General features: G+C 65.1%; 15 protein-coding genes and 1 riboswitch. Of the genes, 6 read left to right on the forward strand and 9 right to left on the reverse strand.

Translation table 11 applies throughout. The features are described 5' to 3' along the window. Window position 1: 1 nt before the first annotated feature. The 4 genes from P8T11_RS18570 (at window position 2) to P8T11_RS18585 (ending at window position 3929) form a co-directional block, all read left to right on the forward strand. Window positions 2–976 (forward strand): alpha-E domain-containing protein, encoded by a 975-nt coding sequence (locus P8T11_RS18570; protein ID WP_268080601.1) that lies wholly within the window; start codon window positions 2–4, stop codon window positions 974–976. 15 nt (window positions 977–991) lie between these two features. Then, window positions 992–1795, forward strand: a complete 804-nt coding sequence (locus P8T11_RS18575) for a transglutaminase family protein (RefSeq protein ID WP_050446175.1) — start codon at window positions 992–994, stop codon at window positions 1793–1795. A 54-nt stretch (window positions 1796–1849) separates the two neighbouring features. Further along, a complete protein-coding gene (locus tag P8T11_RS18580) occupies window positions 1850–2713 on the forward strand; it encodes a proteasome-type protease (RefSeq protein WP_268080600.1) in 864 nt (287 codons plus the stop codon). Window positions 2714–2930: 217 nt separating this feature from the next. Continuing rightward, window positions 2931–3929 (forward strand): tripartite tricarboxylate transporter substrate-binding protein, encoded by a 999-nt coding sequence (locus P8T11_RS18585; RefSeq protein WP_268080599.1) that lies wholly within the window; start codon window positions 2931–2933, stop codon window positions 3927–3929. A 198-nt stretch (window positions 3930–4127) separates the two neighbouring features. Here P8T11_RS18585 and metF read toward each other — a convergent pair whose 3' ends face one another. The 9 genes from metF to P8T11_RS18630 all read right to left on the reverse strand — a co-directional run bounded on the left by metF (window position 4128) and on the right by P8T11_RS18630 (window position 12734). Further along, window positions 4128–4970 carry a methylenetetrahydrofolate reductase [NAD(P)H] gene (metF, locus tag P8T11_RS18590; protein ID WP_268080598.1) on the reverse strand — a complete coding sequence of 281 codons (843 nt, stop codon included), beginning with the start codon at window positions 4968–4970 and terminating at the stop codon, window positions 4128–4130. Beyond that, window positions 4970–5305, reverse strand: a complete 336-nt coding sequence (locus P8T11_RS18595) for a phage holin family protein (protein ID WP_268082328.1) — start codon at window positions 5303–5305, stop codon at window positions 4970–4972. The genes metF and P8T11_RS18595 overlap by 1 nt, the downstream gene beginning before the upstream one ends. 123 nt (window positions 5306–5428) lie before the next feature. Next, window positions 5429–6847: an adenosylhomocysteinase gene (gene ahcY, locus P8T11_RS18600; protein ID WP_268080597.1), complete on the reverse strand. Its 1419-nt coding sequence runs from the start codon at window positions 6845–6847 to the stop codon at window positions 5429–5431. A 100-nt stretch (window positions 6848–6947) separates the two neighbouring features. After that, a riboswitch (S-adenosyl-L-homocysteine riboswitch) is annotated at window positions 6948–7120 on the reverse strand. 73 nt (window positions 7121–7193) lie between these two features. Then, window positions 7194–8243, reverse strand: coding sequence for a glycosyltransferase family 4 protein (locus tag P8T11_RS18605; protein WP_268080596.1), 1050 nt, complete (start codon window positions 8241–8243; stop codon window positions 7194–7196). 137 nt (window positions 8244–8380) lie between these two features. Next, window positions 8381–8617, reverse strand: a complete 237-nt coding sequence (locus tag P8T11_RS18610; RefSeq protein ID WP_100853881.1) for a DUF1289 domain-containing protein — start codon at window positions 8615–8617, stop codon at window positions 8381–8383. 79 nt (window positions 8618–8696) lie between these two features. Continuing rightward, window positions 8697–9584, reverse strand: a complete 888-nt coding sequence (locus tag P8T11_RS18615; protein ID WP_268080595.1) for an alpha/beta fold hydrolase — start codon at window positions 9582–9584, stop codon at window positions 8697–8699. A 21-nt stretch (window positions 9585–9605) separates the two neighbouring features. After that, a complete protein-coding gene (gene leuD, locus P8T11_RS18620; protein WP_268080594.1) occupies window positions 9606–10262 on the reverse strand; it encodes a 3-isopropylmalate dehydratase small subunit in 657 nt (218 codons plus the stop codon). Beyond that, window positions 10259–11680 carry a 3-isopropylmalate dehydratase large subunit gene (gene leuC / locus P8T11_RS18625; protein WP_268080593.1) on the reverse strand — a complete coding sequence of 474 codons (1422 nt, stop codon included), beginning with the start codon at window positions 11678–11680 and terminating at the stop codon, window positions 10259–10261. The genes leuD and leuC overlap by 4 nt, the downstream gene beginning before the upstream one ends. A gap of 70 nt (window positions 11681–11750) precedes the next feature. Next, on the reverse strand, window positions 11751–12734 hold the full coding sequence (locus P8T11_RS18630; RefSeq protein ID WP_268080592.1) for a tripartite tricarboxylate transporter substrate binding protein: 984 nt from the start codon (window positions 12732–12734) through the stop codon (window positions 11751–11753). Between the two features lie 158 nt (window positions 12735–12892). Between P8T11_RS18630 and P8T11_RS18635 the strand changes: the two genes are divergently transcribed. Then, window positions 12893–13816 (forward strand): LysR family transcriptional regulator, encoded by a 924-nt coding sequence (locus P8T11_RS18635; protein WP_268080591.1) that lies wholly within the window; start codon window positions 12893–12895, stop codon window positions 13814–13816. A gap of 72 nt (window positions 13817–13888) precedes the next feature. Further along, on the forward strand, window positions 13889–14146 hold the full coding sequence (locus P8T11_RS18640) for a helix-turn-helix domain-containing protein (protein ID WP_050446164.1): 258 nt from the start codon (window positions 13889–13891) through the stop codon (window positions 14144–14146).

Genomic DNA, 14146 nt, shown 5'->3' on the forward strand with positions numbered 1-14146 from the left:
CATGCTGAGCCGTACCGCCGACAACCTGTTCTGGATGTGCCGCTACATCGAGCGCGCCGAAAACACCGCGCGCATGCTGGACGTGAACCTGCAAATGTCGCTGCTGCCCCAAGACCCGCAAACGCGCGAAGGCTCGTGGCTGGGCGTGCTGCGCATCTCTGAACTGCAAGGGCTATATCAAAGCAAGTACGAATCCATCTCGCCGCACGACGTGCTGCAGTACATGGTGCGCGACCCCGAAAACGCCTCGTCGATCTATTCCTGCATGCGCGCCGCCCGCGAGAACGCGCGTGCCGTGCGCGGCAGCCTGACCACCGAGGTCTGGGAAACGTACAACACCACCTGGCTGGAACTGCTCAAGCATCTGCATACCGGCCTGTTGGAACGTAACCCCGGCGAGTTCTTCGAATGGGTGAAGTTCCGCTCGCACCTGGCGCGCGGCGTCACCATCGGCACCATGCTCGAAGACGAGGCGCTGTACTTCCTGCGCATCGGCATGCACTTGGAACGCGCGGACAACACCGCCCGGATGCTGGACGTGAAGTTCCATGAACGCGGCAGCAACGGCACGATGGAGCCGCGCGGCGAACCCTCTGGCACCGCCGCCCTGCAAAGCGAGTTCTATCGTTGGTCTGCGCTGCTGAGTTCTGTGTCCGGGCTGGAGATCTACCGCAAGGTGTATCGCGACGTCATCACGCCCGACCGCGTAGCGGAGCTGCTGATCCTGCACCCCGACATGCCGCGTTCGCTGCTGGCGTCGATGCGCGCGGTGTCCGAGGACCTGGCGCGCGTGTCGAACCAGCGCTCGACCGAAACCCAGCGGCGCGCGGGCATGCTGTGCGCCGAGCTGCAATTCGGCCGCGTCGAAGACATCCTGGATAGCGGCCTGCATCAATACCTGGACCACTTCCTGGACCGCATCAACGACCTGGGCAACCGGATCAGCCAGGACTTCCTGGTTCCGCTGTCGGCATAACCTGGAGACAGCACCATGAAACAGTTCATCACTCACATCACCCATTACCGCTACACCGCGCCGGTCACCTACAGCATCCAGACCCTGCGCCTGACCCCGCGCGACGACGAGCACCAGCGCCTGCTGCGCTGGAACATCGAAGCGCCGGGCGCGCTGGAAAAGCAGGTGGACGCCTACGGCAACATCACGCACACGCTGACCTTGAACCGCCCCCACACCGATATTGAATTGCGCGTGGTGGGGCAGGTGCAGGTGGCGCCGTTGACGCGCGGCCTGCTGGGCGGCGAAGACAGCCGCCTGCCCGTCCACGCCTATTGCGTGCAGACCTCGTTGACGCAAGCCGACGACACCATTCTTGCCTTCGTGCGCAGCGTGCTGCCCAACGGCATCACCACCCCGGACGACATCCTGGCGCTGGCCAACGCCATCAGCGACCGGGTCGCCTACGAGCCAGGCACCACCGACGTCACCACGGCCGCCAACCAGGTCCTGGCGATGGGCCACGGCGTATGCCAGGACCACGCCCATCTGTTCCTGGCCTGCGTGCGCGGCCTGGGCGTGCCCGCGCGCTACGTCAGCGGCTACGTGCACACCACCACCGAACACTCGGCCAGCCATGCCTGGGCCGACGTATGGCTGGCCGACATCGGCTGGACCAGCGTCGACATCACCAACCGCCAGTTCGCCTCGGACAGCCATTGCCGGCTAGCCGTGGCGCGCGACTATGACTCGGCCTCGCCGGTGCGCGGCGTGCGCAGCGGCGGCGGCGAGGAATCCATGGAGATCAGCGTGCAGGTGCAGACGTCCGGCCAGCAATAACCGCCGCGCCCGCGCCGCAATACAATGCGGCGTGGTTTCTCCAAATTTTCGATCATGACCTACTGCGTAGCCGCCCGCCTTGACGCTGGCCTGGTATTCCTCTCTGACTCCCGCACCAATGCGGGCGTCGACCAGATCAGCGTCTTCCGAAAGATGACCGTCTTCGAACGACCGGGCGAACGCGTCATGGTCATGATGACGTCCGGCAACCTGGCCGTCAGCCAGGCCGTGCTGCATGCGCTGGCCCGGCAGCATGATGAAGGCGGCGACACCATCTGGACCGCCACCGACCTGTTCGAGGCCACCCGCTGCGTGGGCGCCGCCGTACGCGAGGTCTATCAGCGCGAAGCCCCTGCCCTGCATGAACAAGGCGTGGACTTCAACGTCAGCATCATCTTCGGGGGACAGATCGGCAGCGAACGCTGCCGCCTGTTCCAGGTTTACGCCGCGGGCAATTTCATTGAAGCCGGCCTGGAATGCCCGTATTTCCAGATCGGCGAAGCCAAGTACGGCAAGCCCATCCTGGACCGTGTGCTGCGCCCCGACACGTCGCTGGACGAAGCAGCCAAGTGCGCGCTGATTTCCATGGACTCGACCTTGCGATCGAACATTTCCGTGGGCCTGCCGCTGGATTTGCTGGTCTATGACACCAACGCCCTGCGCGTCACGCACTTTGCCAGCATCGACGAAAACAACGAGTACTTCCGCATGATCCGTGGCACCTGGGGCGAACGCCTGCGCCAGGTTTTCGCCGAGATCCCCGACCCGCTCTGGACCAACCCCGACGATCCCAGCTCGCTGGTGCCTCTGAGCCGCGTGCATCAGCCGCTGCGCATTGAACCCGTGAACGCGCCCGAACCCAGCTACCCCACGCCTCAGGTGCTGGCGCAAGATCCGGGCAAAGACCAGGCGAGTTGAACCGCGACGGCGGTTGACGAAGTGCAGCTTTCCAGGACGCGCAGGCTTGCGTGGCCCCGTCGCATTTTCCGCCGCGCCCCCCTTTCCACTTGCCGAAACCCGGCTTGTGAAACGGCGAATTCTCATCCTTGGCTACACGGGCCACACTGGTTGCGGCCTGCATTGCGCACGTCCGTTGACGCATGCGGGCACGAGAAAAAACCACAAGGAGCGAGACATGCCCAATTACTTCGGGCGCGCGGCAACGCGCGCAGCCTGGCCCGTGCTGGCCCTGTCATGCCTTGCCTGGAGTTCCGCCAGCGCGCAGGGCGCCTATCCCAACCATCCCATTTCGCTGGTGGTTCCGTTCGCGGCCGGCGGGCCGACCGATGTGGTCGCGCGCAGCCTGGGCGCTTCCATGGCCAAGACCTTGGGGCAAAGTGTCGTGATCGAAAACCGCACCGGCGCGGGCGGCACGCTGGCCTCGCAGCACGTGGCGCGCGCCGCGCCAGACGGCTATACCTTCCTGATCCACCACAACGGCATGGCCACCGCGCCGGCGCTCTACCGCAAGCTGTCGTACAACCCGCTGACGGACTTCGCCTACGTCGGCCAGGTGGCGGACGTGCCCATGACCTTGCTGGGCCGCAAGGACTTGCCGGCCGACGGCATGGGGGGCTTTATCAAGTACGCACGCGAGAACGGCAACAAGATCAACCTGGCCAACGCCGGGCTGGGCGCGGTATCGCAGTTGTGCGGCATGCTGTTGCAGGAAGCGCTGGGCGTGCAGTTCACCACGGTGCCCTATGCCGGCACGGCCCCCGCCATGACGGCGCTGCTGGGCGGCCAGGTGGATGTGCTGTGCGACCAGACCACGCAAACCATCCCGCAGATCAAGGCCGACCGCGTGAAGCTATTCGGCGTCACCACGCTGGACCGCATCAAGACACTGCCTGACGCACCCACCTTGCAGGAAGCCGGCTTGAAGGGGTTTGAGGTAAAGGTCTGGCACGGCGTCTATGCGCCCAAGGGCACGCCACCCGAAGCCATCAACAAGTTCAACGCGGCGCTGCGCGCGGCGCTGAAAGACCCGGCGTTCACGCAGAAAATGACAGAATTGGGCGCCGACATCGTGCCAGAATCGAAGCAGACGCCAGAAGGCCTGCAAACCTGGCTGCAATCCGAAATCAACAAATGGGGCGTCGTCATCCGCAAGGCAGGCGTCTACGCGGATTAAGCACAACGGCACGTAGGATGGGTGAAGCGCGGCAAGGCCGAGGCAAAAACCCACATATCGATCGCGCGCAACCCATCAAGCAGCGGTGGATCGGGCAGATCCTGGCGAAGAAATAGCGCAGTGAATGATGGGTTGCGCGCGGCGTGGCATCGTGTTTTTCTGCCAAGCTGCGCGCGCTTCACCCATCCTACGCAGCCTTTACAGCGCCAGTTCTTTCCACACCGCAAGCGGTGCTTCCGCCTGGTTCAGCGTATAAAAATGCAAACCCGGCGCGCCGTTGTCCAGCAGGGTCTGGCACAACTCGGTCACCACATCCACGCCAAAGGCGCGGATGGATGCTTTATCGTCACCAAACTCCGCCAAGCGCAGGCGGATCCAGCGCGGCACTTCCGCGCCGCACATTTCCGAAAAACGCAGCAGTTGCGTGTGATTCGTGATGGGCATGATGCCCGGCACGATGGGCACGTTCACGCCCTTGGCCTGGGCCCGGTCGACGAAGTCGAAGTAGGCGTCGGCGTTGAAGAAGTACTGCGTGATGGCGGCATCGGCCCCCGCGTTCACCTTGGCCACGAAATGATCCAGGTCCGCCGACGGGTTGGCGGCTTGCGGATGCATTTCGGGATAGGCGGCCACTTCAACGTGGAACCAGTCGCCGGTTTCCTCGCGGATGAACGACACCAGTTCCTTGGCGTAGCGCAGTTCGCCCGCGTCGCCGCCCATGCCCGAGGGCAGGTCGCCGCGCAGGGCGACCACGCGCCGCACGCCTTCGCTCTTGTACGTCTGGAGTATGTCGCGCAGATCCTGGCGCGTGGCGCCTACGCAAGACAAGTGAGGTGCCGCATCGCAACCCAGGTTGCGCAACGTGCGCACGGCGTCGGCCGTGCCGGCGCGCGTGGAACCACCCGCGCCGAAAGTCACGCTGACGTACTTGGGCTGAATGGCCAGCATCTGCTTGGCCGCGCGCACCAGCCGCTCTTGGCCGGCCAGGTCGCGCGGAGGAAAGAACTCCAGACTGAAAGCAGGGGAAGTCGAGTCAGACATTAGGGGATCAGTTTGGTAAGCAGGCCAGAGATAAGGCTGTACAGCAACGCACCGCCCACGGCCCACCAGAACCCGTTGACCTGGAAGCCCTTCAGCACGGAGCCGACGAACCAGAACAACAAGGCGTTGATGACGATGAGGAAGAGCCCGAGCGTGACGATCGTGATGGGCAAGGTAAGCAACACCAGCACCGGCTTGACCAGCATGTTGACCAGGCCCAGCACCAACGCCGCGATCAGCGCTGAACCGAAGCTGGCTACGACGATGCCGGGCAAGAGGTAGGCGACGGCCAGCAAGGCCACCGCGTTCAGGATCCAGACGAGTATCAATGCCACCATGTTCGAACTCCTGTGTTGACGCGCCGCGGCCCGGATTTCTTTAGGCGAAAACCAGGTTCGCCCGCGGCTCGGAAACCCGCGCCAACATGGCGCGGCATTTCCTATTGTGCTTTCAACCTATCAATAACGGTAGTGCTCGGGCTTGAAGGGGCCTTCGACCGGCACGTTGATGTAGTCGGCCTGATCCTTGCGCAGGGTCGTCAGCTTCACACCCAGCTTCTTCAGGTGCAGGCGGGCAACCTTTTCGTCCAGGTGCTTGGGCAGCACATAGACTTCGCCCGACTTGTAGGCGTCGTTGCGCGTGAACAGTTCGATCTGGGCGATGGTCTGGTTGGCGAACGACGACGACATCACGAACGACGGGTGGCCGGTGGCGCAACCCAGGTTCACCAGGCGGCCTTGGGCCAGCAGGATAATGCGCTTGCCGTCCGGGAAGATCACGTGATCAACCTGCGGCTTGATTTCTTCCCACTGGCAATCGGCCAGGCCGGCAACGTCGATTTCGTTGTCGAAGTGGCCGATGTTGCAGACGATCGCCTGGTCCTTCATGGCGTTCATGTGCTCGCGCGTGATGACGTGGTAGTTGCCGGTGGCGGTGACGAAGATGTCGCCATGGAGGGCGGCCTCTTCCATCGTCACGACCTTGAAGCCTTCCATCGCGGCTTGCAGGGCGCAGATCGGGTCGATTTCGGTAACCCAGACTTGGGCGCGCAGGGCGACCAGCGCCTGGGCGCAGCCCTTGCCCACGTCGCCGTAGCCGGCCACGACGGCGATCTTGCCGGCCACCATCACGTCGGTGGCGCGCTTGATGCCGTCCACCAGCGATTCGCGGCAGCCGTACAGGTTGTCGAACTTGGACTTGGTGACCGAGTCGTTGACGTTGATGGCGGCAAAGGCCAGCTCGCCCTTTTGCGACATCTGGTACAGGCGATGCACGCCGGTCGTGGTTTCTTCCGTCACGCCCTTGATCTGCGCCAGGCGGGTGGAATACCACTTCGGATCACGCTTGAGCGTTTCCTTGATGGCGGCGAACAGGATGCGCTCTTCGTCGCTGCCCGGGTTGGCCAGCACCGAGATGTCTTTCTCGGCCTTGGTGCCCAGGTGCAACATCAACGTGGCGTCGCCGCCGTCGTCGAGGATCATGTTGGCGTGCTGGCCATTGGGCCATTCGAAAATCTTGTGGGTGTACTGCCAGTACTCTTCCAGCGTTTCGCCCTTGACGGCGAAGACCGGCGTGCCGGACGCGGCGATGGCGGCGGCGGCGTGGTCTTGCGTGGAGAAGATGTTGCACGAGGCCCAGCGCACTTCGGCGCCCAGGGCCACCAGCGTTTCGATCAGCACGCCGGTCTGGATGGTCATGTGCAGGCTGCCGGCAATGCGCGCGCCCTTGAGCGGCTGCGCGGCGGCGAACTCTTCGCGGATGGCCATCAGGCCGGGCATTTCGGTTTCGGCGATGGCCAGTTCGCGACGGCCCCAGCCAGCCAGCGACAGGTCGGCAACCAGGTAGTCGGAGAAGGATTTATCAGTAACAGCGTTCATGGTGTGTAGGCTCCACGTGAATATCGAACGGCGCACGATATGGCCGGACAACGCGAAGACACCACGACAGTCGAGTGCTCGCCTTTCCCGCCATATGCGACAAAGGTGAGCGCCGTTGCTGTAGCGACGCGCAAGGCGCGGCGCTTGAACAAGGATTCCTGAGCCTGGCGAGCCGGGGTTCCGCGATGCTGTTGCACGTTGCCGTTGCACATTGCTGTTGCACTTACCGTGCAAGGCGGGAACCGCTGGGTCGTCGCAACGCTCCTCAGGATTGCCGGGCATTGTACCGGTTCGGCACCCTGCGCGGAAATGCGTCCCTGAAAAAAACCAGGGGAAGATCAGTTCTTCATCCTGCCCGTGCCGGGGCGGTGCGCGACGCGGATTCCGGCACTAACGGCACCAACGGCACCAGCGCATCCAGCAAGCTCGTCGCCACGGAATCCCAGCTACGGGTCAGCGCATGCGCCCGCACCGCCTCACGGTCCAGCGGCAGCGCGGCGCGGCAGGCTTGGGCCAGGTCGTCGTGCAGGCAGCCGGTGACGCCCTGGTTCACCACCGCCAGCGGCGCCTCGCTGCGAAACGCCGCCACGGGGGTGCCGCATGCCATCGCCTCCAGCATCACCAGGCCGAACGTGTCGGTCAGACTGGGGAACACGAACACATCAGCCGCGGCGTAGAACGATGGCAGCGCATCGTCCTGCTGCATGCCCAGGAAGACCGCATCAGGGAACCGCTTTTTCAACCGCGCCTCGTCCGGCCCCGCCCCCACCACCACCTTGCTGCCCGGCAGGTCCAGCGACAGGAAGGCATCCAGGTTCTTCTCGCGCGCCACGCGACCCACGCTCAAGAAAACGGGGCGCGGCAGATGCGCGAATGCCTGGCTGCGGGCCGGCTGGAATTTGCGCGGGTCCACCCCGCGCGACCAGACCTGCAGGTTGCCCAGGCCGCGCCGCACCAGTACGTCGCGCACCGTGGGCGTGGGCACCAGCACGCATTGCGAAGGCCGGTGGAACCAGCGCAGGTAGCGCCACGGCAAGGCGGCGGGAATGCCCATTCGCGCTTGCAGGTAGTCGGGGAACATGGTGTGGAATGACGTCGTGAATTGCCAGCCACGCGACAGCGCCATGCGGCGCGCCGCCAGCCCCAGCGGGCCTTCGGTGGCGATGTGCAGGGCGTCGGGGATGATGTCGCCCAGGATGCGGCGCAATTGCCGCCCGGGCTGCAGGCACAGACGCAAGTCGGGTTCGGACGGCGCGGGCACGGTCCGGCTGCCCTCCGGGCTCACCACGATCAGCTCGTGGCCCCATTCATGCAGAATCTGCCGCATGGTCGTCCAGGTGCGGACGACGCCATTGACTTGCGGATGCCAGGCATCCGTAACCAGGACGATGCGCATGATAGGGCCGGAAGTGCGCCGCGTTTGCAGCGATACCGAGATTTAGCCCGTGCCATGTGACAGGGCCACGACACAGCCCAAGTCAGCCAGACCCGAAACAGCCAAAAAAATGGCCGGTAGACCCGGCCCGCCCCGCCTTAGTTGTTGCGCCGGGGATACCCCTGCGCCTTGATGCGCACCCAGACGTCGCGCTTTTCCTCTTCCGACATGAACACCCAGTTGGCGACTTCCATGGCCGTGCGGCCGCAGCCGCGGCAGATGTCGTCAAACAGGGTCGAGCACACGGCCACGCAGGGGGAGTCGGTTGCCTTGAAGACGCGTTGGGCGTCGTCAGGGTCGGGCAGCTCGGAAAGATCAGCGAAGTAACGATTCATGGGCCGAAGGTTACCACCAGGGTTGCGTCCCTTTATGGATAGCCCTATCGCCCGCCGAGGCTAGCTTGACGACGGCCGTTCAGCGCCATCCGAAGAACGCGCCGGCCTCTTGCAGCACGGCATCCGGGCATTCTTCGGCCAGGTAATGCGCCCCCGGCAAGGGCCCGCCCGAGACCTCGTCGGCAATCGCTTGCCATAGCGCCAGTACGTCGAAATTCTTGCCCACCGCCCCGCGCTCGCCCCAGAGCGCCCGCACCGGCATGCGCAGCCGCTCGCCCGAGGCGCGGCCGGCGCGGTCGTGGTCCAGGTCCACCGTGGCCGACGCGCGATAGTCTTCGCACAGCCCGGTGGCCCAACCTGGCAAGCGGGCCGCGCGTTCGTATTCCGCCATCGCCTCGGCCGAAAAATGCACCAGGCCGCCCGGGCGGCCACCCATGACCGAACGCAGGTAGAAAACGGGGTCGTGCTCGATCATGGTTTCCGGGCCAGGCGCGGGCTGGATCAGCCAGAACCAATGGAAGTAGGCCTGGGCGAAGGCGCGCGTAGTGCCTTCGTACATGTCCAGCGTCGGTGCGATATCCAGCAGCATCATGCGCGACACGGCGCCGGCATGGTCCAGCGCCAGCCGATGCGCCACGCGCGCGCCCCGGTCATGCGCCAGCACCTCGAAGCGCTCGTGGCCCAGCGCGCGCATCACGCCCAGCATGTCGGCGGCCATCTCGCGCTTGGAATGCGCGGCGTGGTCCGGCGTGGCCGCGGGCTTGGTGCTGTCGCCATAGCCGCGCAAGTCGGCCGCCACGCAGGTGCGATGCCGGGTCAGTTCCGACCACACGCGGTGCCAGATGACGCTCGTTTGCGGATGGCCGTGCAACAGCAGCAAGGGCGGGCCCGACCCGTCGATGCGCGCGGCGATCTCAATGCCATTGGCCGGGATGCGGCGCACGGGCAAGTCGAAAAATGCGGTCATGGGTGGGGTCTCCTTATGCGTTTATTGTCGATCGGAATCCAGGCGGTCGCGCACCGTGCGCGCCACGTCCTTCATCCAAGGATGCCGCGCCCAGTGGACGGCCTCGAACCGCTCCACCTCGGGCAATTGCAAGAGCGACGCGCCCACCAGGTCCTGGCCTTGCGCGAACATGCGGCGGTGCCGCTCCGGCAAGGTAAAGCCCGCCGTCCAGCCGTCGGCGGCGCGGACCTGGCCCGCCATCACGTCGATGGCCACGCGGTTGGCGCCAAGCGCTTCCGTATTGGACACCCGCGCAAGCAAGGCGTCGACATCGGCGGGCGGCAGGCTGACCAGCAAGAGGCCATTATTAACCGCATTGAAGTAGAAGATTTCACCAAAGCTGGGCGCGATCACCGCGCGAATGCCGAACTGCTGCAAGCCCCACACCGCGTGCTCGCGGCTGGAGCCGCAGCCGAAATTCGGGCCGGCCACCAGCACGGAGGTGCCCGCGTAGGCGTCCTGGTTCAGCACGAAATCCGCGCGCGGCGCACCATGTTCGTCAAAGCGCAGGTCATACAGCAGGCCTCGGTCCAGCCCTGCCTTGTCGATGATGCGCAAGAACTGCTTGGGCATGATCTGGTCGGTGTCCAGGTTGGAGTACGGCAACGGCGCGGCGATGCCTTCAATCAGCGGATTCATTGGCTTTGGCTCCAGTCACGGACGTCAACGATGCGGCCGGCCAGCGCGGCGGCAGCCGCCATCGCCGGGCTCATCAGGTGCGTGCGCCCTGCCCGCCCCTGGCGTCCTTCGAAATTTCGGTTGGTGGTGGACGCGCAGCGCTCGCCCGGGCGCAGCACGTCGTCGTTCATCGCCAGGCACATCGAACAGCCCGGTTGGCGCCACTCGAAACCCGCCTCGATCAGCAGCGCCGCCAAGCCTTCGGCTTCGGCCTGCGCGCGCACCGCGCCAGAACCCGGCACGACCATCGCGCGCACGCCCGCCGCCACCTTCCTGCCGCGCACCAGCCCGGCCACCACGCGCAGGTCTTCAATGCGCCCGTTGGTACAGGACCCAATGAACACGCGGTCCACCGGCACACCGGCGATTGGCGCGCCGGGCGCAAGACCGATGTAGTCCATGGCCTTTTGCAGCGCCAGCCGGGCCAGTTGATCGGGTTCGGCTTGCGGGTCGGGCACACAGCCCGTGACCGGCACTGCTTGATCGGGGCTGGTGCCCCAGGTGACGAACGGCGCAATATCGGCGGCATGGAACACGTGTTCGGCGTCGAACGCTGCGCCGGCATCCGTGCGCAGCGTGGCCCAGTAGGCGCGCGCCGCTGCCAGCATGTCGCCCTGCAACTGCGGCGCGTGCGCGGTGACGTAGCCGTCGGTGGTGGCGTCCGGCGCGATCAGCGCAGCGCGCGCGCCCGCTTCCACCGTCATGTTGCACAGGGTCATGCGGGCCTCGGCCGACAAGGCGTCGATGGCCTCGCCGCAGAACTCCACCGCGTGGCCGCGCGCGCCTTGCGCCCCGATGCGATGCACCAGATAAATCACCAGGTCCTTGGCGGACACGCCCGTGCCCAGCACGCCGTCAACCCGCACACGCATGTTGCGCGCCACGCGGTACACCAGCGTCTGCGTGGCCAGGATGTGTTCGACTTCCGACGTGCCGATGCCGAAGCCCAAGGCGCCCAAAGCGCCATAAGTGGTGGTGTGGCTGTCGCCGCACAGCACCACCATGCCGGGCAGGATCATGCCGTGCTCGGGCGCGATCACGTGCTCAATACCCTGCAACGGGTCGGTCGTATCGAAGAGCGCGATGTGCTGTTCGTCGCAATTGCGTTTCAGATTCACGGCCTGGCGCGACGAGGCCTCATCGGCAATCACGCGCAGCGCCGACGGCACCGGGTGCGTGGGAATGATGTGGTCCACCACTGCCATCTGCTGCCCCGGCCGCAGCACGTCGCGGCCGCGCGCGGCCAGCCCGCTGAAGGCTTGTGGGCTGGTGTATTCGTTCATGATGTGCAGATCCACGTACAGCAGAATGTGCTCGTCGTCGATGCGGGCCACCTCATGGCTGGCCACCAGTTTGTCGTACAGCGTCATGCGGGGCATGTCTTGCTTCCTTGAATTTGAGCGCCCGCGGCAGGCGCGGGCGCGTCTTGCAATGGCTTCAATCAGCCAGTCAGTTGGCCTGAATACCGGCGTCCTTCACCACCTTGGCCCAGCGCGTCATCTCGGCGGCCACCATGTCGTCCGTCTTCGCGGGCGTAGACACCAGCGGTTCGAAGCCCTCTTTCTGCATGCGCGTGCTGAGCTCCTGCGATTGCAGGGCTTCGGCCAGCTTGGCGTTCAAGGTGTCGATCACCGGTTGCGGCGTGCCTGCCGGCGCGCTGACCACAAACCAGGTGTTGAATTCGTAGCCGGGCAAGCCGGACTCCGCGATAGTCGGCACGTCGGGCAGCAGCGGCGACCGCGTCGTGCCGGTCACGCCCAGGGCGCGCAGCTTCTTGCCGTCCACCTGCGGCTTGGCGGCGGACAACACCGGAAAACTCATCTGCACCTGGCCGCTGATGGTGTCCACCATGGCCGGACCGCCGCCCTTGTAGGGCACATGCAGGATCTGCGTCTTGGACACGGACTTGAACAATTCCGCTGCCATGTGGAAGGTGCTGCCGGTGCCGGCCGACCCAAAGCTGAGTTCATTCGCGGGCCGCGCGCGCACATAGGCCAGCAGTTCGCTGACGTTGGCCACGGGCAAGTCGTTCGTTACCGTCAGCACGTGCTGCGACGTGCCCACGGTGCCCACCGACCGCAGATCTTTGCGGGTGTCGAACGGCATGGTCTTGAACAGCGCCGGGTTGATGGCCAGCGACATGGTGTTGATGCCCAGCGTGTAGCCATTGGGCTGGGCGCGCGCCACGGCGGACATGCCGATGTTGCCGGACGCGCCGGCGCGGTTTTCGATGATCACGCTCTGCCCCAGCGCGCGGCCCCAGGCATCCGAGATCAGGCGCGCGGCGATATCCACGCTGCCGCCAGGCGCGAACGGCACAATCAGCGTGATCGCTCGATCAGGAAAAGCGTCGGCGGCGGTGGCCGGCGCGGTCCAACAGGCAGTAATGGCAAGGGCCGCGCACAAGGCGCCGGCTACGGGTTTGATGGTCATGCGGATGTCTCCTCGGTTGGCCGCGTGGTGGCGCAGTGGCGGTGCGGCTCTATAGTGGAGCGGCCAGTTTATAGGCGGCCTGCATCTTTATAATTCGCGTAAAAACTAAATCTTTATTAGATTTAATTTATAAATGGCCACCGCCTTGGGGGACTGCCATGGACGCCCTTTCCGATCTTGCTTTCTTCTCGCTGGTGGTCAAACACGGCAATCTGTCCGCCACGGCGCGCGAACTGGGCCTGACGCCGCCCGCCATCAGCGCCAGGCTGGCCCGGCTGGAACAGCGCCTGGGCGTGCGGCTGCTGAACCGCACCACCCGGCGCGTCAGCGTTACCCAGGAAGGCGAGCTTTATCTCGCCGAAGGCGGGCGCATCCTGGCAGACCTTGAAGCGCTGGAACGCTCGGTGTCCAGCGCCCGCGCACAACCGCAGGGGCTACTGCGGCTGAACGCCACGTTCGGCTTCGGCCGCGCGCACATCGTGCCGGCCGTGTCGGATTTCGCGCGTCAGTATCCCGATGTGGAAGTGCAGATGCGGCTGACGGACAGGCCCTTGAACCTGATCGAAGAAGGCTTCGACGTGGCCGTGCGCTTCGGCGACCTGCCCGACGCCCGCCTGACGGCCCGCAAGATCGCGTCCAACCGGAGGCTGCTGTGCGCGTCGCCCCGCTACCTGGCCACCTACGGCGAACCCCGCACCCCGGGCGAACTGCAACGCCATCGCTGCATCGTGGTGCGCGAAAACGAGGTCGCCTACGGCACCTGGCGGCTGGAATCCGGCCAACGCGCGGAAACCGTGAAAGTGCGCGGCCCGGTCAGTTCCAACGACGGCCAAAGCGCACTGGAATGGGCGCTGGACGGCCACGGCATCGTCATGCGCTCGGAATGGGAAACCGCCGCCTACCTGCGTGACGGCCGGCTGCGCGAAGTGCTGACCGACTGGCGCACGCCCGCTGCCGACATCCACGCGCTGTACCCCGAACGCCTGAACCTGCCGGCCAAGACGGTGGCATTCGTGGATTTTCTGTCCCAGCGCTTCGCGCGGTATTTGAAGGGGCCGGGCGGGGGAAATGCGGGCTGGTGACTGCTCTAGGCTGTAGCCGTGGGGCTACAAATTAGCTAGAATTATCCTATTCTGATGCCCAGGGGCTACAAAATGACCACACTCGGCGATGTCGCGGAAATGCTGCGCTCGGCCCGCAAGGAAAGCGGCTTGTCGCAAGAGGAAATGGCCCGGCGCGCGGATGTCGCCCGAACCACGCTGACGCGCATGGAAAACCTGGCACGCAACGACATGAGCGTATCAGCGCTGGTCCGGCTGCTGGACGCTGCCGGCTACGACCTTAAAGTTGTCAAAGCTGGCCACCAGCGGACCTTGGAAGACATTTTGGCCGAACAACGGCGCGGGGAATAA

Origin of the sequence: Achromobacter spanius (genome assembly GCF_029637605.1) — a bacterium.
GTDB lineage: Bacteria > Pseudomonadota > Gammaproteobacteria > Burkholderiales > Burkholderiaceae_B > Achromobacter > Achromobacter spanius_E.